Origin of the sequence: Castellaniella sp., assembly GCF_034007085.1 — a bacterium.
GTDB lineage: Bacteria > Pseudomonadota > Gammaproteobacteria > Burkholderiales > Burkholderiaceae_B > Castellaniella.
In genome coordinates this window covers 1-23,335 of record NZ_JAVERO010000014.1, presented here as the reverse complement: position 1 = coordinate 23,335, position 23,335 = coordinate 1, and the positions used below count along the sequence as shown (strand labels likewise).

Genomic DNA, 23,335 nt, shown 5'->3' with positions numbered 1-23,335 from the left:
CCCCCTGTCATTGCCGCCAGCCCAGCCGATAGCCAAGCCCGCGGGCGGTCTCGATCATTTCGGCACCGAGCTTGCGGCGGATATTGTGGATATGCACGTTCAGCGCATTGCTGCCGATGTCCTCGCCGAGGCCGTACAAACGTTCGTTGAGCACGTCGGGCGGCACCCAACGGCCATCGGCACTGGCGAGATGGGCCAGCAGATCGACCTCGCGGCGTGACAGGGCCACGGGCTCGCCCCGGAGCCAGGCCATGCCACTTTCCGGGTCCAGCCGCAGAGGCCCAGCCGCAATGACCTGAGCCGCACGGCCCTGGGTGCGTCTGATCAGCGCGTGCAGGCGGGCGGCCAGCTCACGCAGATCGAATGGCTTGATCATATAGTCATCGGCACCTGCATGCAGCCCCTTGAGCCTGTGTTCGATGGCATCTCGCGCCGTGAGGATCAGGACGGGCATCTGCGGTTCGATGGCGCGCAGGGTCGCCAGCAATTCCATGCCGTCCTGGTCGGGCAGCCCCAGATCCAGCACCAGGGCATCGAAGGAATTTTCGGTGTGGATGGCCTCGGCCTGGGCTGCGGTGGCGACATGATGCACCGCGATGCCGTGCTGATGCAGTCCGGTCACGATCCCCCGACCGATAAGTTCGTCGTCTTCTACCAACAGGATACGCATGGCACTTACTGGAAACCCCCTTGTTCGGGTCAGTGCATCATAGCGCAGGGCCAGTGGGCCACACGTCGATCCAGCGCCTGGCCGTGTTTAGTTTCGCTTAATCGGACGGGAGCATGATTCAGGAAGATTTTCATGGAGGACCTGGATTTGGCTTGGTATCAGCGTGTCATTTCGATTTTCCTGCTGTGCGGGTGTGTGGTCGGCAATGCAGGGGCCAATGGCCTGTTGTCCTCTTGGGGGCAGCAGGAGCCCGAATTTCTGGACGTTGCCGAGGTGTTCACGCTGGATCCTGTGCAACGGCAGGGCGACGTTTTTTTGGCCGCCGGGCATGTCGCCGATGGGTATTACGTGTATCGCCACGCCCTCAAATTGGTCGATGCGCAGGGTCATGAGGTGAGCCTGGATCTTCCGGATGGCACTGCCCGGCATGATGCGTTCTTTGGCGATACGCAGGTCTATATGGGGGATGCACTCGATTTGCGCTTTCCCGTCACGGCCGAAGGTCCGCTGATGCTGCATTGGCAGGGATGTGCGGAAGCCGGCATCTGTTATCCGCCGCAGACGATGGCGGTGTCACTGCCGGTGGCAGGGGCGGGGAGCTCCTTGGTGGATGACGGCATTGGGCAGGGAGGCCCGGATGCGGCTGCTTCCGTCCCCGCCGCGACCCGTCTGGATGGCACGGCCGCAGCAGCGATCGGCATGGCCGAGGATCAGGCGGCAGCGCAGCGGCTCGAAACGCTGGGCCCGGTGCTGGGGACATTGCTGTTTTTCGGCTTTGGGCTGTTGCTGGCCTTCACGCCGTGCTCGCTGCCGATGATTCCCATCATTTCTGCCATGATTGTGGGTAGCCAGGCCGGGCCCCGGCGTGCCTTCTCGCTTTCCCTGTCCTATGTTCTGACGATGGCCGGAACCTATGCGGTGGTGGGGGTGGCGGCGGGGCTGGCGGGCGCCAATCTGCAGGCCACCTTGCAGTCGCCTTGGCTGCTGGGGGCGTTTGCTGCGTTGTTCCTGATCCTGGCGAGTTCCCTGTTCGGCCTGTTTGAATTGCGGTTGCCGTCGGCACTGATCAATCGGGTCGAGTCCGCAGGCAGGAATCGCCTGGGTGGAAGCATTCCGGCGGCGGCCATGCTGGGGCTGCTGTCGGCGCTTTTGGTGGGGCCCTGCATGACAGCGCCATTGGCGGGCGCTTTGCTGTACATCGGGCAGACCGGCAGCGCAATCTATGGTGGCATGGCCTTGTTCGCACTGGGCCTGGGCATGGGGCTGCCCCTGCTGGCCATCGCTGTGTTTGGTGCTCGGGCCCTGCCGCGTCCTGGGGCGTGGATGGAACGTGTGCGCGTGGCATTCGGCTATATCATGGTGGGCATGGCCGTGATGATGTTGACGCGCTTTCTGCCCGGCACGATGGGGCTGGTGCTGTGGGGCGCGTGGGGGCTGTTGGTGGCGGTCGGTCTGTTTGCCTGGGGGCAGGCGGTCGTGGCCAGGCACCGGCTGGCCTGGACGCTGCGGTCCGGGGCTGTATTTGCCGGTCTGTGGTCTGTCCTGATGCTGGTGGGGGCCGCCTCCGGTGGCGATTCCGCGTTGCAGCCCTTGGCGCACCTGCGTGGTGGGTCGGTGTCATCCGCACCTGAAGGTTCGGGCGTTGCCTTTGTGCAGGCGAAATCGGTCCAGGATGTGGATGCCGCGCTGGAGCAGGCGGCCTTGCGCCACCAATGGACGCTGATTGATTTCTATGCGGACTGGTGCGTCAGCTGCCATGTGATCGAGCGCAATGTGTTTGGCAACCCTGTGGTCGCGTCCCGCCTGGCCCGCATGCAGGTCGTGCGGCCGGACGTGACGCGCAATGATGCGACCGACCAGGCGCTGCTCAAGCGCTGGGGGGTCATGGGGCCGCCTACCCTCATTCTGGTGGGGCCCGATGGTCGGGAACGCCGGGATCTGCGCATGGTGGGCGAGATCGATGCCCAGGCCTTCCTGGACCACTTGGATCAGGCGGGCGCCTGATGATCGGCATGGGACCTTTTTCCATTCAGGTGGTTGCCGCGCTGGTGGCCGTGCTGCTGGCCTGGGTAGCGGCCCGGCAGGCGGCCAGATGGCTGCCCGGAGGGGCATCGAGCAAGGCGGCGGGTGGCCTGCTGTTCGATGCGGTATTTTTGGGGTTGGTTGCCGCTCGTCTGGGGTATATTGCGCAATGGTGGGATGAGTACGCGCAGTCGCCGATGTCCATGATCCTGATCGGCGACCAGGGATTTACCTGGTGGGTCGGTGTTCTGGTGGCGTGGGTGTTCATCGGCTGGCGCACCCGCTCGGCGCGTATCTTGCGCCGCCCGGTTCTGATGGGCATGACCGCTGGGCTGCTGGCGTGGTTTGCCGCAGGTGGTGTGCTGGATCTGTTGCAGCGTTCGGCGCCGCCCTTGCCAGCCTTGTCGCTCGCCACGATCGATGGGCAGCCCGTCGTTCTTGATTCCTATATCGGGCGGCCGGTGGTGCTCAATCTCTGGGCCTCATGGTGCCCGCCCTGCCGACGCGAGATGCCCGTGCTCGAACAGGCGCAAACCCTGTATCCCGAGGCTGCGATCGTCATGGTCAACCAGGGCGAGACCGGTCAGCAGGCACGTGCCTTTCTTGCTGGCGAGCGCTTGCAGTTCCGGGACGTGCTGCTCGATCCGTCTTCCCAGACCATGCGGGCGTTTGCATCGCGGGGCCTGCCTACCACCCTGTTTTTTGACGAACACGGGCGTCTGGTGGACACCCATTTGGGGGAGCTGTCGCTGGCCAGCCTGAAACACACGATGTTGCGCCGTTTCGCGCAATTCCAACCGATCAAGACAGACAAGGAGTGATGATGTTTGCATTGCGTTCGCGGATTGCATGTTTTCTGGTGGGCGGCCTCATGCTGGTTGCTGGATCCGCTCATGCTGCGTCCGCCGATCGGCCACCAGCCCTGAAGGCGCTGGAGGAGCAGGGCCTGACCATCATGCAGGAATTCAAGGTCGGGGGCGGTCTGCGTGCCTTTGCCGCCGTTTCAGGCGTCCAGCCGGTTGCCGTGTATGTCACCAGCGATGGCAATGCCATCGTGGGTACGCGCTTGAACCCCAAGGGCGAGCCGATGGACGAGGCAAGCCTTGAAGAACTGGCTGCCAAACCCGCCAGCGACCGGGAATGGTCGCAACTCGAAGCGTCAACCTGGGTCCTGGATGGCAAGGCGGACGCGCCGCGGGTCATTTACACCTTCAGTGATGCGAACTGCCCCTATTGCCATCTTTTCTGGGAGGCCTCGCGGCCTTGGGTTGATGCCGGCAAGGTCCAGTTGCGGCACGTACTGGTGGGGATCATCAAGGAAGACAGCCCGGCCAAGGCGGCGGCCATCCTGGGGGCCTCGGACCGCAGCGCAGCCCTGGAGCTGAACGAGCGGCGGTTCAGCCAGGGCGGGATCACGCCTGCCAAGAGCGTGCCTGCGGACGTCAGCAAGATGCTCGATGCCAATCTGGCGCTGATGCTGAATACCGGGTTTCGCGGAACCCCGGGCATCGTGGTGCGTGGTGCCAATGGCGTGCTCAGGAAATACCGCGGGATGCCGCAAGGCGAAAAACTGGACGAAGTCCTGGGGCCTCGCTGATCCCGTTCTTGGGGCGTTTGCACGCCCAGCCAGCATGCAAAAGGGCCGGTTCTTTAGAACCGGCCCTTTTGCATTGGGTATCCCTGGTGGGCTGTGAGTGACTCGAACACTCGACCGACGGATTAAGAGTCCGCTGCTCTACCAACTGAGCTAACAGCCCTTCGCAGAAATTTTGCGAAGAAAAAGATTGTACACCTATTTTCAGGAACGCGCAAAGCGCGATCCTGAAAACGGCTTCAATGGGATTTACACATCAGCGGCCAGTTGCGCTGCCAGGCCGATGTAGCTGCGCGGCGTCATCGCCAGCAGCCGTGCCTTGGGTTCGGCAGGCAGGTCCAGGCCCGTGATGAATTCCCGCAGGGCCTGCTCGGTGATGCCCTTGCCGCGCGTCAGGGACTTGAGTTGCTCGTAGGGCTGCGGCAGGCCGTGGCGGCGCATCACTGTCTGCACGGGTTCGGCCAGGATTTCCCAGCAGGCGTCGATGTCGGCGTCGATGGCGGCAGGGTTCAGTTCCAGTTTGCCCAGGCCGCGCAGGCAGGCGTCGTAGGCGACCAGACCGTAGCCCAGCGCCACGCCCAGGTTGCGCAGCACGGTGGAATCCGTCAGATCGCGCTGCCAGCGCGATACCGGAAGTTTTTCCGACAGGTGGCGCAGCACCGCGTTGGCCAGGCCGAGATTGCCTTCGGAGTTTTCGAAATCAATCGGGTTGACCTTGTGTGGCATGGTGGAAGACCCGACTTCGCCGTCTTTCAGACGCTGCTTGAAGTAGCCCAGGGAAATATAGCCCCAGATGTCCCGGTTCAGGTCCAGCAGGATGGTGTTCGCACGGGCGATGGCATCGAACAGGGCGGCCATCCAGTCGTGGGGTTCGATCTGGATCGAGTAGGGATTCTGGGTCAGCCCCAGGCCGCCCAGGACCTGGCCGGAAAACCTGGGCCAGTCGATTTCCGGGTAGGCTGCCAGGTGGGCATTGTAGTTGCCGGTTGCACCGTTCATTTTGGCCAGGGGCTGCACGGCGCGAATGGCTTCCAGGGCCCGTTCCAGGCGGGCGACCACGTTGGCGAATTCCTTGCCCATGGTGCTGGGCGTGGCGGGTTGGCCGTGCGTGCGCGACAGCAGCGGTTGGCCGGCATGCAGATGGGCCAGTTCACGCAGGCGGGCGATGATGGATTCCAGTGCCGGGATCACGCATTGCGCGCGTGCCCGGCTCAGCATCAGGGCATGCGAGGTGTTGTTGATGTCCTCGGAGGTGCAGGCGAAGTGGATGAATTCCGCAGCGCGGGATAGTTCGGCGTCGTCGGCGACTTGTTCCTTGAGCCAGTATTCGACCGCTTTCACGTCGTGGTTCGTGGTGCGTTCGATGGCCTTGATGCGGGCCGCGTCGGCTTCTGAGAAATGCTGGACCAGCCCCTGGAGCCGCGCCCGCGCGGCAGCAGGGAAGGGGGGCAGCTCGGGCAGGCCGGCATCCGACAGGCCGATCAGCCAGGCGATTTCGACTTCGACCCGGTGGGCCATGAAGCCGGCTTCGGACAGATAGGGTCGCAGGGCGTCGGCCTTGGCCGCATAGCGCCCATCCAGGGGCGAGAGCGCGTTCAAGGCGCTGAGAGAAGGATCGATTTGCATGGCGGAATTCTAGCATTCGCCTGTCGCTGCTTTGGCTCGGAGCAGATATACCACACCCCGAAGCGGGCATTTCGCAAAAAAAAGGTCAAAACACCGTTGGCGAACGGGTTCCGAGGCCCTGTCCTGCTATACTTTTTGAGCCTTGGACTACCCTGTTTTCCCATGAAATTGATCGGTTCCCTGACCAGCCCCTACGTCCGCAAGGTGCGTATCGTGCTGGCCGAAAAAAAGCTGGATTACGAACTGATCCTCGACGATCCTTGGGGGCCTGGGGCTCGTGCGGCGGAGCACAACCCGCTGGGCAAGGTGCCCTGTCTGATCATGGACGAAAGTGGCGCGCTGTTTGATTCCCGAGTCATCGTGGAATATCTGGACACGCTCTCGCCGGTCGGCCGCCTGATCCCGCCACCGGGGCGCGAACGAATAGAAGTCAAGCGCTGGGAAGCTGTTGCCGATGGTGTCATGGATGCCGCCGCAGCCGCGTTCCTGGAAACCCATCGTCGCCCCGAATCCCAGCGTAACCCCGACTGGATTGCCCGCCAGCACCAGAAGGTCCATGCCGGGCTGGACTACATGGAACAGCTGCTGGGTGAACAGTCCTACTGCATGGGCGTCAACCTGTGCCTGGCCGATATCGCCGTGGGTGCGGCCTTGGGCTACCTGGACTTGCGCTTTCCTGGGTTGGACTGGCGTGCAGGTCATCCGCATCTGGCTCGCCTGGCCGAAAAGCTCGACACGCGGCCTTCCTTCACCACGACCCGGCCGCCTGCGGCCTGAGCGACGCGCCCCAGCATGGGTCTGCCTCCGGCCAGAGCCTGTGATACAAAACGGGGTGTGTCTCATTTCTGGCTGAAGGGGAAATCATGTCCGCTCGAATCGTGATCCGCCAGGGTATCGTGCTGCTGTTCGCCCTGCTGCTTTCGGGCTGTTTCGGAGGCGGCAGTCCCCCGGGCCGGCAGGTCGATCGGGGCGGGGATTGCCGGTGGGATCGCAGCCGGTGTCTGTACGAAGGTTCTTATGAGCCGGGCGAGCGGGACTATGCCGAACAAAAGGCGAAGGATCTGAATCGGGCTTCGCTTGAAAAGTTGCGGCGGGGTTCTCGCTGGTAGCCGGGTTCAGGCCTCGGCTGGAAGCCGGATCGTGAATCGGGCCCCCTGTCCGGGGGGGCTGGAACAAGATGCCTGGCCGCCGTGGCGTTGCGCCACGGTCTGCACGAAAGCCAGTCCCAGGCCGCTGCCGGCGGGTTTCTTCGCGTGGCTTGCCAGGCGCTGGAACCGCGAGAATAAATGGGCCATCTGGTCGGGGGGGATGCCCGGACCTGCGTCCTGGACGTGGATGAGCCAGTCGTGCCCAGCGGGTTCCAGGCTGCATTCGACTGCGCTGTGGGCCGGACTGTAGAGCAGGGCGTTGTCGAGCAGGTTGCCGATGGCACGCCCCACGAGTTCCGCGTCGATGTTGGCCATGGCGTCTGGATTTCGGGCTTCGAAATGCAGTTCGATGGCGCGCTGCTCGGCCTGCGGCCAGCGTCGGTCGCAGCATTCCTGGATGAGATCATCCAGATAGACGGGATGCCGGTTCAGCGGCGCGGATTCTGCACGCCCCAGTTGGACGAAATGATCGACCAGTTCCAGTGTGGCGCGTGCCTGTTGCTCGATGCGCGCCAGGACGGTGTCCTCGGCCCATCGCTGGGGCGATTGGCGGCGCAGTTCGATGATGGCCAGGATGGCGTTCTGGGGAGATCGCATGTCGTGCGACAGGAAGCCAAGCGTTTCTTCCTGGGCCTGGGTAGCCTGCTTCAGGCGGGAGACTGCATGATGCAGGAGAGTCGCGCGCGCGGGTAGCGTGTCGGGGCCAAGCTGCATCAAAGGGGTGTCGGTGACAGCCACCCCCGAGGGTGATGAAAACTGCAGGCGCTCGAGTTCGGTGTCGATATGGCTCAGGGAGGCTTCCTGGCTGCGCCAGCTCCAGAGGGGGTAGGCCAGGATCAGGGCGGTCAGGATGCCGGTCGGTGGGATCCAGTATCCGGCGTATTGAAGCAGCAGGGCGTCCCCGGCCAGGCAGAGCAGGCAGGTAGCCAGTACGCTGGCCAGGCCCTGCCGTGCGGACAGGGTGCCCAAGACCAGGCAGAGCGGCACGATGAGCGCCAGCCCGACCAGCACCGTGACCCAAGGGGGGGCGATACGAATCCAGAGGTCACTTTGCAGGTTTTGCAGGACGTCGGCCAGGATGGCGACCCCGGCCGTCATGCCGCCTAGTGGAGTTGGCAGGCGATCACCGAGCCCGGAGGCCCAGGCGCCGACCAGCACGATGCGGTTCTGGAACTCAGATTCCGGGATCTGACCGTTCAGTACCGCCGCATAGGGGTAGAGCGCCAGGCGGCGGTCCGGATCGGTGAAATGAATGTATTCAACCGTATCCGGGGCCAGTGTGTTCGCGCGTGCTGCGACGGGTGCCTGTCCGGCCGCACGGGCCAGCGCGAGACTGAAGTGTTCCAGGGGTGGGCTGCCGTCTGGTGGCGTGCGGCGCAGGACGATGGTGCGCAGGATGCCATCCGGGTCAGGCTGTGCGTCGATGCGCCCAAGTGCTGTGGCGGCCTGGGCCAGCGAGGGGATCGGCTGGATCCGGTGCCGGCCATCCGGGCTCAGGATCTCGGGAAGAACAACGCGGCCGTGCTGCGCAATGGCCTGGGCCAGGATGAGGTCGTCTTGAGGATGGGTCGGGTGGGGATTCGAGAAAATCAGGTCCAGACCCACGGCGCGCGCGCTGCGCAGACGTTCGAGCAGGGCGGCGTGGACCGAACGGCGCCAGGGCCAGTAGCCCAGGGCATCAAGACTGGCATCGTCGATGACGATGAGGGCGATATCCGGGCTGGCAGGCAACCCCTGGACTGCCTGCATGCTTCGGTCATAGAGCCGATAGTTGATGTCCCGGATGCCCGGAAGGTCTTTCCAGACCGTCAGCGCAATGGACAGCAGCCCCAGCGTGGCGATCAGGGCCAGCCGTTCGAGCCGCAGGCGGCGCTGCATGCCAGCCAGATAGCTGGCGTCCGTGAGCGTCATGGCGCGTCAGTCCGGCATGAGTCCGTCAATCCAGCATGATGGGCGTCCCGTTGGCTGTCAGGACTGGAGATCCATCGCTGGCGATCAGGCTGCTGCGCAGCGAATCGATGGTCAGGATGGCATCGCGCCCCTCGATGCCGAGGGCATCGATGCCGCGTACGAAAATGTAGCGTGGCCCACTGCTGCGGGCCCGCAGGGAAGCGCTGGGGCCGGTCACCTGTTGAATGGATTCCAGGTGAGCGCCATTGGCGTCCAGGGTGACACGGATGGTGTAGGCGGCCGCCTGGGCAATGGGGTCGAAAACCAGCCGTTGGCTGCCGCCGCGTTCGATTCTCAGGTTCTGGGGCGGTGGCAGCAGTGGCTGTGTGCCCAGCAAGGTGCCGTTGGCGTCATAGGCCGCCCCCCGGTCTGGTTCAAGGTGTTGTTCGGCCCTGCCTGGGCCAGCGATCGCTGCGCCACCCTGCAGGACCTCATGGCGTGATCCTGAGGCATCGGTATGGACACGCAGGCGCGTGCCGCGTACCCCCGTCACGGTGGCGGGCGTGCGGATCTCGAAGCGGCCGACGCCGGTGTCGGCCGGCGCCACCGTGGATTCCAGCGAGCCCTGGTCGATCGAGATCTGGGTGTCGGTCAGCCCGGTTCCTTGGAAGGACTGCAGGCGTTGGATCTGCAAGGTCGTGCTGGGAGGCAGCGTAAGCAGGCTCTGGTCTTCCAGTTGCAGGGTGGCGGTGCCGTTGTGGGTGCTGAGCAGCAACTGGCCCGCGTGCAGGATGTCGCCCGACCGTACCGCTTGGCCGTCGGCCGTGACCTGTCCGGTCACGTGGATGACGGTTGCCGTCGCTGCTTGTTCCGGAATCAGAGACAAGGGGATGCGCAGGACTTTGTCGATCGGCAGGCGATAGGGATCGTCGACCTGGTTGATCTGTTGCAGCACGGGCCAGTGCCTGGTCTGCAGCGTATAACGGTGGGCGAGTTGTTCCAGGGTATCGCCTGGTTCCACTTGATACAGAAAGTCGTCTCCCTGGGCGCCCAGTGGCCGGGCGTGCGTGCCGAGCGGCAGGAGCATGTACAGGGACAGCAGCGCCAGCGCGAAGGGGCGGGCGCCCGGGACAGGACGGAGCATCATAAGGGAGAGGCCTGTGTGGACGGTGGCAGGAGTTCGAGCCGGTAGCCGAGCGCATAGGATGCACTGAGCAGCGTACCCGTGGATGGCCCGATGCGCAATTTTTTACGGATGTTCGATAGATGGGTATCCAGGGTCCGCGAGGAACTGGGGATTTCGCGGTTCCAGACCAGGGCACTGAGGTCGTCGCGAGAGAACAGCCGCCAGGGGTGGCGCAGGAACAGGGCGGCCAGGTCGAATTCCTTTGGGGTGAGGGGGATGGGTTCTTCACGCAGGCGGATTTGCCGTCGCCCCCTGTCGATCGTGAAGTCCCCCAGCGTGAAGTTCTCGTCCGGATTGGCAGATGGCTGGTGGCGGCGCATCTGGGCGCCGATGCGCGCCAGCAGTTCTCCGGGACGGCAGGGCTTGCCGATGTAATCGTCGGCCCCTGCGTTCAGGCCCTCGATCAAATCACTTTCCAGGGTCCGATTGGTCACGAAGATGATCGGCAGGGTATCGCTGTGGTTGGCGCGGACCCAGCGCAGGACTTCCATGCCGTTGATGCCGGGCAGTTCCCAGTCCAGCAGGAGCAATGCGAAGGGTTTTCGGGTGCGCAACGCTGCCAGCAGGGCGCTGCCTTCGTCGAAGGCCTGGCAGGCATAGCCGGCGCTGCTCAGGGTCTGCTGCATCCAGGCAGATTGAGCGGGATCGTCTTCCAGCAAGGCGATGAGCGAAGTCGGTTCTGGCATGGGCGTTTCGAGGGCTAGTATCCTGTTTAGCTGAGTCAAATAACTCATCTTCGGCGCCTGGGCTCGTCATGTTGCGCAGCAAATCCTTGCGCTTGCGCTGGCGATCGCTGCGGCTTGTGCCTTGCATTTCATCCCGATCCACGGCGCCTGCTGACCGCTTGACTTGTTCAGAGGTTCCTTGGTATCTGACGCCAAACAACCAAAAGGACCGCCCATGCCAAATCGTACCACCGAACAACTGGATTTCGGGCGTCTTTGGGCGGCGCCATCTGCAAGCCAATTTCCAGGGCAGCGTTCTGAGTTCAGGCGACGGGCTGATGTGGTTGCGCCAGATCGATGGCCGAACCGGCTTGTCACGCATGGCCGCCAAGACGCTGACCGAGCGCCGAGCGGCAGGAGGACTTGTTCAGAGGTTCCCTGGCCTGTGATGGCATCCGCTCATACAAAGAGCGGGCCGCACTGGTAAGGGCCGGGGTTTTTCAGACTATTCCTAGGTCAGCAGCCCGCAGGAAATCTTACGATCTCAGTGATCGACTCCGGCCTGGAAATTCTGGGGTTTTTGCAATTCTTGATTGGCTGTCGCTCGTGCTGGGGTGAAATAATGCGCTTGACTTGAAAGGTCGAAAATTTGAAAGGTTGCAAAATAGTTCGCATGCATCAGGAGAGCAAGGACACGTCATGGTCTGGCGCACAGGTGTTGGAATTGCGCATGTTGCCTGGGGGCGGGGCGAAGGCGGTCGATAGCTGGCTGGCGCAGAATGTACGGGCCTGCTCGCAGCAGGAATATTTGCGCTACCGGGAATATCTGGAAGCGGCCTCTCCCGCATCCGCCAAAGAATTCGAGGAATAGCCTGGAACACCGGTCCGGCGACCGCTTTCCAGCGGCCTTGGCGGTGGTTATCATGGCGGCGCGATGCCTGCATGGATCGTGTTCGAAATCCTTGCCGGAGATGCTGGAGTGTGCGATTCGAAATCCTGCATGGACACGGCTGATGGCCCACGCATTCTGATCGTCGAGGACGAGCCGACGCTGGCGGAAAACCTGTACGGCTATCTGGAGCGCCAGGGCATGATGCCCGATGCTGCCTATGACGGCCATGGGGCGCTGGCGCTGCTGCGCGAATCGGGCTTTGATGCCGTGGTGCTGGACTTGGGCCTGCCTGGCCTGGGGGGGCTGGATGTGTTGCGTGCCATGCGTGAACATCCCGCGCTGTGGCGGCCCGTCCTGGTGCTGACGGCGCGTGAGCGGATCGAGGACAAACTGTTGGCCTTCGAACTGGGGGCGGAGGATTATCTGGTCAAGCCCTTTTCCCTGGCCGAGGTCGCGGCGCGGCTCAGGGTCCTGGTGCGGCGCAGGCGGGGCGGTGAATTGGATGCGCTCGTCTACGGGGATCTGCGCTACGATCCACAAGCGCGGGCCATGACCCTGGCGGGCCGGCCACTGGCATTGCCACGCAAGTCGGTACTGCTGCTGGAGGCCTTGATGCGGCCAGCGGGCGGCTTGGCGACGCATGAATGCCTGACGGCGGCGTTGTGGCCAGACGGGCCGCCATCGGATCGGGCCTTGCACGATCAGATTCATCTGCTGCGCCGTCACCTGCGCGCAGCGCAGGGGCCCGATGTTGTTGCCGAGCCGGGGCGGGGTTGGCGATTGAGTGATTCTGCGGATGCTGCGGCCACAGTGGGCCGTTCAGCAGCAGGTGGGCCGGGGCGGCAGGCGGGCCGGTCCGCAAGCCTTTGCGGCAAGAAAGCACCATGAGCCCGAACCGTCCGTCCATTCTGGCGCGGCGCGTCACCTGGGCCGTGACCGGCACGGTGGCGGTCTTCCTGCTGGTCATTGGCCTGTTGGCCTACAAGACCTTTGCGCTCATGGAAGACGAACTGGTCGATGAAGTCCTGGCGGGCCAGGTCGCGGCGCTGCGCGATGATCTGGGATCCGGCCCGGCTGCGCAGTCAAATCTGCCCATGCGCTGGAGCGAAGGTGGGCGCGTCCAGGCCTGGGTCCTGCCGGCAAACCAGCCACCGCCGTTGGAACACATGTTTGCGGCCGGGTCGGGCGGCCGGGAAATCATGCTGGCGGGCCGCACCTGGCATACCTGGGTCGAGACGGTACCCCAGGGCCTGCTCTATGTCCGTTACGATGCCACGGCGCACGAAAATCGTGTCCGGGCATTCGGCTGGATTCTGGCAGGCAGTGCCGCCCTGGCGCTGGTCTGTGCCTGGCTGCTGGCCCGGCGTCTGGCGCGCCGGGTCGTGGCACCGATCCGCGCAGTGTCGGACCGGCTTGCGGCGTGGGAGGGCGTAACGCTGACCGACGAGGCCCCTGCCGGAGACGAGGCGCGGCAATTGATCGGGGCCTTCAGCCGTATCCAGGACCGGATCGACCGTTCGGTGGCGTTTGAACGTCAGTTTGCGGCCAATCTCGGCCATGAACTGCGCACGCCTCTGGCCGCCCTGCGTTCCGATTGCGAAATGGCATTGCTGGATACCGGGCCGGGCACTCCGCTACGAATGCGTCTGGAACGCATGATGGTTCAGGTGGATGCCGCCGCCAGCAGCCTGGCGGGGGCGGCCGCCCTGAACAGCGCCGATCCGGCCCGGATGCGGCATGTCGATCTGGCCCAGGTTCTGGAGCAGGCCTGGTTTGCCCTTGAACCCATGGCTCGTGCGCGCGGCCTGGTGCTGGATGCGCGTATTCCGGCGGATGAAAGCCGGTTCCTGGACCCGGACGCCTTGCTGATCGTGCTGCGCAATCTGCTGCGCAATGCGGTCGAACATGCCGCGCCGGCTACCCTGCGGGTCAGCCTGGCAGCAGACGGCGCCCTGGTCCTGCGCGACAATGGGCCGGGCATGGCGCCCGAGCGTCTGGCACAGGTGCGGGAATGGCATGCTGGCCGGGCCGACCTGTCTGCGGTGGCTGCGCCCGAAGCGGATCATGGCCGGGGCCTGGGCATCGCCCAGCGCGTCTGTGAACTGCGGGGTTGGCAGTTGAGCGTGGATTCGGTGCATGGTGGCGTTGGCAGCGGCACGATTTTCCGGCTGGATCTGCGTTCAGCTTCCAGTCAACTGGATTCGTAGCGGATTCGTGGTCCTCAAGGCTATGGTGGGCCTTGTTCAATCGGGAGCCGCCATGTCTTTGACCGCCAGCACTTCTTCTGCCACGACTGCTGCCTGTTCTCAGGTCGAAATCGATTCCCTCTGGGAACGTCTGGCCCATGCCCAGGTTCTGCGCCGTCGTGCCCTGGGTATTCTGGGGGGGCTGGCCGTGCTGGTGCTGCCCTGGGTCGGTTCCGCCTGGCCGCAGGCCGGCTGGATCAACCAGGGCCTGGAGTGGCTGGGGTTGGCCTTGATGGCGCTGGCATTGCTGGGGCGTTGCGCTTGCATGCTGTACCTGGGCGGGCGCAAGGGGGCCGATCTGGTGGCCGATGGGCCGTATTCGGTTTGCCGCAATCCTCTGTATGTCTTTTCCGTGCTGGCCGTCCTGGGTATCGGTTTGCAGACCGGCAGTCTGGCCGTGGGCCTGATCCTGGCCCTGGTGGCCTGGGGGGTGTTTCGCTGGATTGTCAGTGAAGAGGAACGGATGCTGCGCGCATCCTTTGGTGCGCCGTTCAAGGATTACTGCACCCGGGTGCCCCGGTTCCTGCCTCGCCTGGCGGGTTGGCGTTCGCCGCAGCACGTCACGGTCGATCTCCAGGGGGTCTGGAACACGGCACGCGATGCGCTACCGTATTTCCTGTCGATCCCGCTGTTCGAGGCCATCGAAGCGGCGCAGAACGCCGGCTGGATCCACGTCAGGCTGTGGCTGTATTGATCAGTGTGTGAGGCGGCTTTGGGCCTGCTGGTGCCGGGAAATCGTGTGCAGGGATGTTTGGAACCCTGTGCTAAAGTTTCACGCACTTTTCCATGCACGGAGCCTCTCTCATGCAGTCTTCGTTCTATCCGATCGGCACCCCCGGCGTTCCTTGGGGCGAGGCCGAAATCACGGCCTGGCGTGCCCGGCAACAGCGCCAGCGCAGCTATGCCGACGAAGTCCTGGCGGCCATCGATCGCCTGCGCGACCGCTACGATGTCGTCCAGTACGGTCAGCTGGACTATGCGCCGGATATCTATCCGCTGTTTGCCCTGCGCAGCCGTGGCTGGCAGGATGGGCGCCCGGTCGCGCTGGTGACAGGGGGTGTGCATGGCTACGAGACCAGTGGCGTGCATGGCGCGCTGCGCTTTGCCGACCGGGATGCCGCCGATTATGCAGGTCGGCTGGACCTGTTGATCGTCCCCTGTGTCAGCCCCTGGGGCTACGAGCGCATCCATCGCTGGAACCCCCGGGCGCTGGATCCGAATCGTTCCTTCCGCCCGGACAGCCCCGCGCCGGAATCTGCTGCGTTGATGGCGCTGGTGGCGCCAATCGCGGATCGCGTGCGGGTGCACATCGATCTGCACGAGACCACTGACACCGACGAGACCGAGTTCCGGCCTGCCCTGGCGGCACGCGACGGCCAGCCCTTCACTCCGGGCAGCATTCCCGATGGTTTTTACCTGGTGGATGATGTCGATGCGCCGCAGCCCGGGTTCCAGGATGCCGTGATCCGCGCTGTGTCCGCAGTCACCCATATTGCCCCTGCCGATGCGCATGGCGAGATCATTGGTTCGCCCGTGGTGGCTCCAGGCGTCATCCGCTACGCCTTGCGGTCTCTGGGGCTGTGTGCCGGTCTGACCGATGCTCCGTACCGTACGACGACCGAAGTCTATCCCGACAGCCCGCGCACGACGCCAGCACTGTGCAACGAGGCCCAGGCGACGGCTGTGCGTGCTGCCCTGGACTATGTCCTGGGGCAGTGACGGCATGGAGATCGTGTTCGCATCGGAACAGGAAGCCGATCCCCAATCCTGGGTGGCGGCCTTGCGCGATGCGATGCCAGAAGCGCAGGTGCGATTGTGGGGCGATGGCCAGCCCGAAGGGCGTGCCGATTTTGCCGTGGTCTGGGCGCCGCCGGCCGACCTGTTCGCCCGGGAACCCCGCCTGCGCGCCCTGTTCAACCTGGGGGCCGGGGTCGATGCCTTGTTGCGCTTGCCCGGTCTGCCTCAGGATCTGCCGTTGGTCCGGCTGGAGGACGGCGGCATGGCGGTGCAGATGGCGGAATACGCGCTCTACCATGTGTTGCGTGAATCGCGTGATTTCGGTCGCTACGAGCGTCAGCAGGCAGCGGGGTTGTGGCAACCGCTGGATGACATCGACCGCGATGCCTGGACGGTTGGGGTTCTGGGTGCCGGGGCCATGGGTGCGCGGGTCGCCCAGGCCTGCGCGGCCCTGGAATATCCGACCGCAGTCTGGTCGCGCAGTGGCCGCGCAGTGCCGGGCACCGAATCCTTTGGCGGCGAGTCCGGCCTGGCCGCATTCCTGGCGCGCACGCGTGTGTTGGTGAATGCGTTGCCGCTGACCGATGCCACGCGTGGCATCCTGTGCCGCCGGACTTTCGATCAACTGCGGCCCGACGCTGTGGTGATCAACATCGCCCGGGGCGGGCATCTGGTCGAAGCCGATCTGCTGGCCGCCCTGAATGACGGCCGCCTGCGGGCAGCGGCCCTGGACGTCTTCGAGCCTGAACCGCTGCCTCCCGGCCATCCTTTCTGGGCGGATGCGCGCATCCGGGTCACGCCGCACATTGCGGGCGCCAGCCTGATGGACCGGACCGTGCGCCAGATCGCCGACAAGATCCGCGCCTTGGGCCGGGGTGAGCCGATCACCGGGGTCGTGGACCGGGAACGGCAATACTGATGGCCGTGACGCGGCCTGTGGCAATCGCCCGCTGGCGCGTGTGGGGGCTGGCCGGCCTGTTGGCGCTGGCCGGTTGCGCGGCGCCGTCCGATCCAGGGCTGCGCGGTGAGCCCATGTCCGCAGACCAGTTTGCCCAGAACGACATCCACCGGATGCAGACACTGGCGATGCGTGACAATCTGGACAGCCTGGATCGGTTGCTGGAAAAGCTGTATCGGCGCAATCCGGGTGAATGGCGCAAGGCTGGATTCACGGATCTGAAGACGGCATTGGAACAGGGGCGCGCGCGCATCCGGCGGGGCGAAGTCCCCACTGAACTGGACGGCCTGATGGACATTGAAGTCCTGTCGGTCGCCATGGACCCGCGCTATCCTGGGGATCGGGCTGCGGCCTTTGTGCTGGGCCTGTCCAGCATGATCATCGCCGCGCATGGCGGATTGACCCGTTTTCATGTGGGCGATGCTGTCCAGGCGCGGCATGTCTTCAATGCCGCCCGCAATGTCGAAATCGCGGCCTGGATGCTGTCGAGCCGGCGCGATGCCCAGGGGCGGCCGTTGCTGCTGTCCAATGAACTGGGCGAAGGCGTGGCCAATCTGAGTTTCGAACGTGAATTCGGCCGCATCATCGCCCGCCTGGATCTGGAAGCCGCATTGTTGGACGAGAGCCTGCGGCGCGTCGGCATCAACTACGTGCAGGGCCTGTTGTTCTTCAATTTCCTGCCGGTGCGCTGATGCGGCTTCAAGCCTGCGGGCAGCCCCTCGTCAGTTGGCGGGCGAGCGCCGGGCCCGCTGCCAGGCCAGTACGGCCTGGGTGGCCTGCGCCATGATGTGATCGTAGTGTTCCTTTGGCCAGGATTGGCGCAGCGAGGCAAACAGGCATTGTGTGCCCGATTGGGCCAGTGCTGTGGCGGCGGAGTCCTCCAGCAGGCGGATCTGGATGTGGGCCAGTGTGTCGGAAACCAGGCGCCAGCCCAGTTCCGGCATGCTGGCATCCAGGGCCAGCAGTTGGCTGCCGATGGCCTGGATCACGGGCTCGACGGCTTCCAGGCTGTGCCCCGCGCTCATGGCATGCCACAGGGCCAGGTGAATCTGGCGGCGCAGCGTGATCCTGAAATCGATGGCAGCGGTCTCGGCGGCCTCCAGTGCTTCGAATTGCTGCTGGAAACGCGCCTCGTCGGGGGGGGAAAGTCCGGTGCGCAGGGCCCCGATGAGGGCGGTCAGAGGCGGGATTGACTGGATGCCGAAAGCCTGGCTGAAGGCCAGGCCCCATTGATCCAAGCCGGCCAGCAGCAGCGCCATGCGCAGGGCCTGCGCCTGGTCGTGCGGGTCGGCCTGGATCCAGTCCAAGCATTGTGCGTGCAGCGTATCCAGCGCAAAGGGGGCGGATTCCGTTGCTGCGTGGCGGAAGGCCTGGGTGAACGCATCGCGGGCCAGGTCGGCCGCCTCTGATTGGATGTGGGGCGGGGCCAGTGCGGCGAGCGGATCGTCGAGGTCGGGGTGGAGGTCTGTCATGGCGCCCGCATTGTCGCACGCCGGGCGGCAACCGTGGTTTTGCGTTGGTTGGACTTTTCCCGGGGGATGGCCGATGATGGGCTATGCCAATGATAGAAAGAACCGCTGATCCCTCATACAGTACGCTCAAAACCCATATTCGACAGATTCGTATTTCCGCGACCGAGTCCTTGCGCATTTACTCGCTGGCGGATCACATGCAGTATGCCGACCCCTACAGGCATGCACAATCCCTGGGCATTTCATCGGCGACCTGGCCGCTGTTCGGGCTGGTCTGGCCATCCAGCATCCAATTGGCGCGCAAGCTCAAACACCGGCCCGTATGCCGCCAGGAAAAGATCCTCGAACTGGGGTGTGGCCTAGGTCTGGCGAGTCTGACGATGCATCGGCGTGGCGCGCAGGTCCATGCCAGCGACCGCCACCCGCTGGCTGCCCACTTTTTGCAAGTCAATCAAAGGCTCAACGGCTTGTCGGGTCTGCCGTATGTCCATGCCCAATGGGGCTGCGAGCCGGAACAGGAATTGCTGGCGGCGTTGGGGGTGAAACCGGCGCGGCAGCACTACGATCTGATCGTCGGCAGTGATCTGCTCTACGAGCGCGACACCCCGGCCTTGCTGGCGGATCTGATCAACCAGCGGGCGAAGCCGCAGGCGGAGGTCTGGATCGTGGACCCTGATCGCGGCTATCGCAACAAATTCACTGCCGAGATGAAGCGGCATGGCTTTACCTTGATCCGGCAGATCTGCCTGCGGGACCGGCCGATCCTGACGCCGGAAGGTACGGAATTGCCGTATAAAGGGCGTTGTCTCCAGTATGTCCGGGCTTGATGTTGCTGTAGTGACCCAGCCAGAACCTGTGCGGACGATGGCCGGCGTTGACCGAAGCGACTCAGGGGCGGCTCAATGCCGCGCCTGAGCGCCGTAGGAATCTTCGGCCTTCAGGCCGGGGAGGATGTCAAGGCTGAAAGATTACTTTGATGGCCGGACAGTCGCCAGTGGCAGGAACAGCGTCAGCGGCGAGTCAGGCAGCGCAATAAAGCCATGATGCCGATAGAAGGCTGAGGCCGCATCGTCTTTGGCATCCACCATCATGGCAAAGGCGGCAATCTCGGCGCGGGCAGCGCGATCAAGCGCATCGGCCAGGAGCGCACTACCCAGCCCTTGCCCCTTGAACGCCTGATCCACAGCCAAGCGGCCCATGCGAACCGCTGGCACAGTCGGATAGCGAGGCAGTTTTTTCCCGATATGGGCAGGAAGATCAGCCAGCAAGACACTTGCCGATGCCAGCGTATAGTAGCCCGCGATTCGTTGTTCACCAGCCAAAGCGACATAGCAAGCAGCGACACGACGGCGAACGTCCTGCGAGGCTTGTGTCTGTATGTAGCAATTCAAAGGCTCCGAATCGCTGTTGAACGCAGCACGATCATGCTGGTCATCCAACAAGGCAAGTTTGAACGGCGTGCTGCTCATTCAGCGCTCAGGAGTTTGCTGCGGCGAGCAAAAGCGCGTTTCAGGGCCGGTGTTTGTTTCGGCGGCGACAGCAGCGCCTGAGCAAAGCACTCTTGGTCAGCCATCGACAAACGGATGATCTCGGCTTGTTCGATGGCGCGTTGTGCAGCATCCTGGACAGCTGTGACCACGAAGTCGGTCATGGTGCGCCCCTGAAGCTCAGCGGCGCGTTTGAGCATCGAATGCAGATCAGTGCTGATTCTGGCTTCGAGACGGGCGGTAGACGTGGTTGCGGACATAGTGGCGTCCTCCTTGATGAATAATACGGCGATTTGCCGTACAAATCAAGGGTGCGTTGTTCCAATCCTGCGTTGACACTTGGTTGACACCCAGACCGCAGAAAACAAAAAAGCCACCGCATCGGGTGGCTTCAATGTCCTGATTCAACAGGGAAATTCTGGTGGCGCATCAGGGATTCGAACCCCGGACCTGCGGATTATGATTCCGTCGCTCTAACCGGCTGAGCTAATGCGCCAAAGCACGGCATTATAGGGGGTGAATTGCATCTGCGCAAGTTGCTTGAGTGGCCGGGGTGCCGAAAAAGCGAAGGCCCCGCCTTCTGGCGGGGCCCTGCTGCCGCTTTGGGCAGCGGCACCGCATGGGAGCGGTGCAGTGTCAACGCCCGGAGGCGTGATCGACTACCATCAGGTAGCGGTTTCAGTATAGATCGGCCAGGCACCCGCACTATAGGGGAATACCCTGGGAACTGTGACCAGTCGATTCAGGACGCGGCGCGAGTGTAGTGTCGGCGTGCCCGGACAGGGCGGCGCTCAGGCTGTACAGGGGCTCGAAGGATTCTGCCTGCGCCATGGGCCAGGCAGTGCGAAAAATCGTATTGCGGAAGCGGCCTTGCAGCAATTCCCCCTTTTCCAGATCGGGGAACAGGGCGGACAGGACGCGCACCTCGCCATTGGCGATGCGCCGGGCGATGTGGTGTGGCCGCAGTTGATTGGGATGACTCAGTCCGGCTGCGCCCAGCAGTTCTCCCAGGGCCTTGAGCGTGTTGGCGTGGTAATTGGCCACGCGCACGGATTTGTCGGCCACGACTAGGGCCTGTTGGCGCTTGGGATCCTGGGTGGTGACTCCGGTGGGGCAGCGGCCTGTGTGACAGGTCTGGGCCTGGATGCAGCCGATGGCGAACATATAGGCCCGGGCGCTGTTGCACCAGTCAGCACCCAGGGCCATCAGGCGCGCCATATCGAAGGCGCTGATGACCTTGCCCGAGGCGCCCAGCCGGACTCGTTCGCGCAGGCCGATGCCCACCAGCGTGTTGTGGACCAGGCGCAGGCCTTCGCGCAGCGGTGTGCCGACATGGTCGACGAATTCGATGGGGGCCGCGCCGGTGCCGCCCTCGGCGCCATCCACGACGATGAAATCTGGCGTGATGCCGGTGGCAAGCATGGCCTTGGCGATGGCGAACCATTCCCAGGGATGGCCGATGCACAGCTTGAAGCCCACCGGCTTGCCGCCGGACAGTTCGCGCAGGCGGGCGATGAAATGCATCATTTCGATGGGAGTGCCGAAGGCGCTGTGGCTGGACGGAGAGATACAGTCCTGACCGACGGGCACGCCGCGTGCGGCCGCGATTTCCTGTGTGACCTTGGGTGCTGGCAGGATCCCGCCGTGACCGGGCTTGGCCCCCTGGGACAGTTTGATTTCGATCATGCGGATCTCATCCCGCCTGGCCATCTCGGCGAAGCGTTCCTCGGAAAAGCTGCCGTCGGCATTGCGGCATCCGAAGTAGCCCGAACCGATGTTCCAGATCAGATCGCCGCCGTGTTCCAGGTGGTAGCGGCTGACGCCGCCCTCGCCGGTATCGTGGGCGAAATGGCCGATCGCTGCGCCTTTGTTCAGGGCCATGACGGCGTTGGCCGACAGGGCGCCGAAGCTCATGGCGGAAATGTTGAACACCGACAGATCCACGGGCCGGGTGCAGTCCGGCCCGCCGACGGTCGTGCGGAAATTGCTGTCCTGGATGTGGATCGGCACCATGGCGTGATTGATCCATTCGTAGGCATTGCCGTAGACATCGCCCTGGGTGCCAAAGGGGCGCTGATCCATTTGCTGTTTGGCGCGCTGGTACACCAGGGATCGGTCCACACGCGAGAACGGCAGCTTGAGCGTGTCATCCTCGAAGAAATACTGGCGGACTTCCGGGCGGATGAACTCGAACAGGAAGCGCAGATTGCCGATGACCGGGTAGTTGCGGCGGATGGCGTGCCGAGTCTGGCGCAGGTCGTAGACGCCCAGCAGGCTCAGGCCCAGGAACAGCAGGCAGGGCAGCCACCAGCCGGCGCTGAATGACAGGGCCAGCAGGGCACACAACACGGTGAGCGCAATGACCACATAAAAGGCAGTGTAGCGGGTGAACAATGAACGCATAGGCGGGCTCCGCAGGATCGGGCGATCCGCTACCTTAGCAGATGCCAGGGGGCAGTGGGTCGATTCGTCAGCCGGTCCAGATCAGCCGCGCCATGGCATCCGGCCCGCACTGGACCAGGGCATTCTGCCCAAAGCAGCGGGCCAGCCGCAGCCCCTCGTCCAGGGGCAGGCTTGGAATCCACAGGCTGGGTTCTGCTGGCCATAGCCCTTGCGGGTCCAGGCCCAGGCCGGGCAGCCAGGCCCAGCCCTGCTGTTCGATTGCCCGCTGCAGCGCGTGCAGGCGGCGGCGGTTGGCGGCGGGACGCAGGCGGCGGCTGTGCGGATTGCAGGCCGTCAGGAAAATACCGCCTTGGGGAAACAGGGCGCGCAGCGCCGGGTGCAGCTCGTCGATGCGCAGGATGAGCGGCGGTTCGGTGTCGATGCGGTAGTGCGCAGCCCGGTAGGCTGCGTCCAGATTCAGCGAGCGGGGGCCGGGCGTCATGGCGGCTCAGCCCGCCAGGATCCGGTGGCGGTGGCAGTCCGTGGTGTGATCCATCAGGCAGCCGATGGCCTGCAGGTAGGACTGGCAGATGGTCGGGCCGACGAAGGTGAAGCCGTGGTGCTTGAGCAGCCGGCTCAGGGCTTCGGCTTCGGGGCCGGCCACAGGGGCGTCTTCCTGGACGGCATAGTGGTGGATGACGGGCTGGCCGCCGACCACGGACCAGATCAGGCCGACCGGATCAGGCAGTGCCAGCCAGGCGCGGGCGTTGATGCCGGCGGCACGCAGTTTCAGGCGGTTGCGGATGATGGATGCATCCTGCATGCGTTCCTGGACCCAGGCCTCGTCGGTGCGCGCCAGAGCCTGGGGGTCAAAGTCCAACAGGGCGGCGCGCAGGGCTTTGCGGCGGCGCAGGATGGTGATCCAGGACAGGCCAGCCTGGAAGCCTTCCAGGATCAGCATTTCGAACAGATGCCGGGGGTCGCGCGAGGGTACGCCCCACTCGGTATCGTGATAGTGCACGTACAGCGGGTCATCGGTACACCAGCGGCAGCGCACCGGGCCGGCCTCGCGGGAGGTCGCCGGGGTGGATAGCGGGGCTGGCATGGGTATCCCGTGCGGCAGATTCAGCGGCGGCGCCCGCCGACCAGGGAACCCAGCAGGCCGCGCACCAGCTGGTTGGCGGCGTTGCGCACCATGCTTTTGGCGACGGATTGCACCACGCCGTCGCGGCGCCCGCCGCGCGGCCCGGTGGAGCCGAACAGGAAGTCGCCTACGGCCCCGGCCAGGCCGTTGTCCTGATTGCCGTCTGTCTTGCCGGCGTTGGTCTTCGCTGCTGCAGTGGTTCCTGCCTGGGCGCGT

The 23,335-nt window shown here is 64.3% G+C and carries 24 protein-coding genes and 2 tRNA genes; 12 read left to right on the top strand and 14 right to left on the bottom strand.

What is annotated here, in order from left to right; translation table 11 throughout:
* Nucleotides 1-7: 7 nt before the first annotated feature.
* On the bottom strand, nucleotides 8-670 hold the full coding sequence (locus RBR29_RS02785) for a response regulator (protein ID WP_320347016.1): 663 nt from the start codon (nucleotides 668-670) through the stop codon (nucleotides 8-10).
* Between the two features lie 132 nt (nucleotides 671-802).
* On the opposite strand from RBR29_RS02785, the gene dsbD reads away from it, so the two are divergent.
* Genes dsbD through dsbG form a run of 3 tightly spaced genes read left to right on the top strand, consistent with a single transcriptional unit; the run spans nucleotide 803 to nucleotide 4,289 of the window.
* Nucleotides 803-2,674 (top strand): protein-disulfide reductase DsbD, encoded by a 1,872-nt coding sequence (gene dsbD / locus RBR29_RS02780; RefSeq protein WP_320347014.1) that lies wholly within the window; start codon nucleotides 803-805, stop codon nucleotides 2,672-2,674.
* A complete protein-coding gene (locus RBR29_RS02775; RefSeq protein WP_320347012.1) occupies nucleotides 2,674-3,513 on the top strand; it encodes a TlpA disulfide reductase family protein in 840 nt (279 codons plus the stop codon). Before dsbD ends, RBR29_RS02775 begins: the two co-directional genes overlap by 1 nt.
* Nucleotides 3,514-3,515: 2 nt before the next feature.
* Nucleotides 3,516-4,289, top strand: a complete 774-nt coding sequence (gene dsbG, locus RBR29_RS02770) for a thiol:disulfide interchange protein DsbG (RefSeq protein ID WP_320347010.1) — start codon at nucleotides 3,516-3,518, stop codon at nucleotides 4,287-4,289.
* Between the two features lie 84 nt (nucleotides 4,290-4,373).
* Here dsbG and RBR29_RS02765 read toward each other — a convergent pair.
* Nucleotides 4,374-4,449, bottom strand: a tRNA-Lys gene (locus tag RBR29_RS02765).
* Between the two features lie 86 nt (nucleotides 4,450-4,535).
* Nucleotides 4,536-5,912 (bottom strand): adenylosuccinate lyase, encoded by a 1,377-nt coding sequence (gene purB / locus RBR29_RS02760; RefSeq protein WP_320347008.1) that lies wholly within the window; start codon nucleotides 5,910-5,912, stop codon nucleotides 4,536-4,538.
* Between the two features lie 162 nt (nucleotides 5,913-6,074).
* On the opposite strand from purB, the gene RBR29_RS02755 reads away from it, so the two are divergent.
* On the top strand, nucleotides 6,075-6,689 hold the full coding sequence (locus RBR29_RS02755) for a glutathione S-transferase N-terminal domain-containing protein (RefSeq protein WP_320347005.1): 615 nt from the start codon (nucleotides 6,075-6,077) through the stop codon (nucleotides 6,687-6,689).
* A gap of 338 nt (nucleotides 6,690-7,027) precedes the next feature.
* On the opposite strand, the gene RBR29_RS02750 is transcribed toward RBR29_RS02755, so the two are convergent.
* Genes RBR29_RS02750 through RBR29_RS02740 form a run of 3 tightly spaced genes read right to left on the bottom strand, consistent with a single transcriptional unit; the run spans nucleotide 7,028 to nucleotide 10,822 of the window.
* The gene (locus RBR29_RS02750) at nucleotides 7,028-8,971 is read right to left on the bottom strand and encodes a CHASE2 domain-containing protein (protein ID WP_320347003.1); all 1,944 of its coding nucleotides are present in this window, start codon (nucleotides 8,969-8,971) and stop codon (nucleotides 7,028-7,030) included.
* Between the two features lie 25 nt (nucleotides 8,972-8,996).
* Nucleotides 8,997-10,097 carry a FecR domain-containing protein gene (locus RBR29_RS02745; RefSeq protein ID WP_320347001.1) on the bottom strand — a complete coding sequence of 367 codons (1,101 nt, stop codon included), beginning with the start codon at nucleotides 10,095-10,097 and terminating at the stop codon, nucleotides 8,997-8,999.
* Complete coding sequence (locus tag RBR29_RS02740) at nucleotides 10,094-10,822, bottom strand: response regulator transcription factor (protein ID WP_320346999.1); 729 nt, start codon at nucleotides 10,820-10,822, stop codon at nucleotides 10,094-10,096. The genes RBR29_RS02745 and RBR29_RS02740 overlap by 4 nt, the downstream gene beginning before the upstream one ends.
* Nucleotides 10,823-11,474: 652 nt before the next feature.
* Here RBR29_RS02740 and RBR29_RS02735 point away from each other — a divergent pair.
* From RBR29_RS02735 to RBR29_RS02705, 7 genes are all read left to right on the top strand, one after another.
* Nucleotides 11,475-11,672, top strand: coding sequence for a hypothetical protein (locus RBR29_RS02735; protein ID WP_320346997.1), 198 nt, complete (start codon nucleotides 11,475-11,477; stop codon nucleotides 11,670-11,672).
* Between the two features lie 129 nt (nucleotides 11,673-11,801).
* Nucleotides 11,802-12,581, top strand: coding sequence for a response regulator transcription factor (locus tag RBR29_RS02730; protein WP_320346995.1), 780 nt, complete (start codon nucleotides 11,802-11,804; stop codon nucleotides 12,579-12,581).
* Nucleotides 12,578-13,900, top strand: coding sequence for a HAMP domain-containing sensor histidine kinase (locus tag RBR29_RS02725; RefSeq protein WP_320346993.1), 1,323 nt, complete (start codon nucleotides 12,578-12,580; stop codon nucleotides 13,898-13,900). Before RBR29_RS02730 ends, RBR29_RS02725 begins: the two co-directional genes overlap by 4 nt.
* A 52-nt stretch (nucleotides 13,901-13,952) precedes the next feature.
* The gene (locus tag RBR29_RS02720; RefSeq protein WP_320346991.1) at nucleotides 13,953-14,633 is read left to right on the top strand and encodes an isoprenylcysteine carboxylmethyltransferase family protein; all 681 of its coding nucleotides are present in this window, start codon (nucleotides 13,953-13,955) and stop codon (nucleotides 14,631-14,633) included.
* 110 nt (nucleotides 14,634-14,743) lie between these two features.
* A complete protein-coding gene (locus RBR29_RS02715) occupies nucleotides 14,744-15,658 on the top strand; it encodes a M14 family metallocarboxypeptidase (RefSeq protein ID WP_320346989.1) in 915 nt (304 codons plus the stop codon).
* A gap of 4 nt (nucleotides 15,659-15,662) precedes the next feature.
* Nucleotides 15,663-16,595 carry a glyoxylate/hydroxypyruvate reductase A gene (locus RBR29_RS02710; RefSeq protein ID WP_320347030.1) on the top strand — a complete coding sequence of 311 codons (933 nt, stop codon included), beginning with the start codon at nucleotides 15,663-15,665 and terminating at the stop codon, nucleotides 16,593-16,595.
* Nucleotides 16,595-17,326 (top strand): hypothetical protein, encoded by a 732-nt coding sequence (locus RBR29_RS02705; RefSeq protein ID WP_320346987.1) that lies wholly within the window; start codon nucleotides 16,595-16,597, stop codon nucleotides 17,324-17,326. The genes RBR29_RS02710 and RBR29_RS02705 overlap by 1 nt, the downstream gene beginning before the upstream one ends.
* Before the next feature lie 30 nt (nucleotides 17,327-17,356).
* On the opposite strand, the gene RBR29_RS02700 is transcribed toward RBR29_RS02705, so the two are convergent.
* Nucleotides 17,357-18,106, bottom strand: a complete 750-nt coding sequence (locus RBR29_RS02700) for a hypothetical protein (RefSeq protein WP_320346985.1) — start codon at nucleotides 18,104-18,106, stop codon at nucleotides 17,357-17,359.
* 197 nt (nucleotides 18,107-18,303) lie between these two features.
* On the opposite strand from RBR29_RS02700, the gene RBR29_RS02695 reads away from it, so the two are divergent.
* Nucleotides 18,304-18,933, top strand: a complete 630-nt coding sequence (locus tag RBR29_RS02695) for a methyltransferase domain-containing protein (protein ID WP_320346983.1) — start codon at nucleotides 18,304-18,306, stop codon at nucleotides 18,931-18,933.
* Nucleotides 18,934-19,074: 141 nt separating this feature from the next.
* Here RBR29_RS02695 and RBR29_RS02690 read toward each other — a convergent pair whose 3' ends face one another.
* The 7 genes from RBR29_RS02690 to RBR29_RS02660 form a co-directional block, all read right to left on the bottom strand.
* Complete coding sequence (locus tag RBR29_RS02690) at nucleotides 19,075-19,575, bottom strand: GNAT family N-acetyltransferase (protein WP_320346982.1); 501 nt, start codon at nucleotides 19,573-19,575, stop codon at nucleotides 19,075-19,077.
* Nucleotides 19,572-19,853: a DUF1778 domain-containing protein gene (locus RBR29_RS02685; protein WP_320346980.1), complete on the bottom strand. Its 282-nt coding sequence runs from the start codon at nucleotides 19,851-19,853 to the stop codon at nucleotides 19,572-19,574. The genes RBR29_RS02690 and RBR29_RS02685 overlap by 4 nt, the downstream gene beginning before the upstream one ends.
* A gap of 159 nt (nucleotides 19,854-20,012) precedes the next feature.
* Nucleotides 20,013-20,089: transfer RNA gene (locus tag RBR29_RS02680), tRNA-Met, on the bottom strand.
* A 209-nt stretch (nucleotides 20,090-20,298) separates the two neighbouring features.
* Nucleotides 20,299-21,996, bottom strand: a complete 1,698-nt coding sequence (locus RBR29_RS02675; protein WP_320346978.1) for an FMN-binding glutamate synthase family protein — start codon at nucleotides 21,994-21,996, stop codon at nucleotides 20,299-20,301.
* Between the two features lie 67 nt (nucleotides 21,997-22,063).
* Nucleotides 22,064-22,477, bottom strand: coding sequence for a DUF3293 domain-containing protein (locus RBR29_RS02670; RefSeq protein WP_320346976.1), 414 nt, complete (start codon nucleotides 22,475-22,477; stop codon nucleotides 22,064-22,066).
* A 6-nt stretch (nucleotides 22,478-22,483) separates the two neighbouring features.
* Nucleotides 22,484-23,080, bottom strand: a complete 597-nt coding sequence (locus tag RBR29_RS02665; protein WP_320346974.1) for a DNA-3-methyladenine glycosylase I — start codon at nucleotides 23,078-23,080, stop codon at nucleotides 22,484-22,486.
* A gap of 20 nt (nucleotides 23,081-23,100) precedes the next feature.
* The coding region (locus RBR29_RS02660) for a helicase HerA-like domain-containing protein (RefSeq protein ID WP_320346972.1) at nucleotides 23,101-23,335 on the bottom strand (235 nt) is incomplete at its 5' end.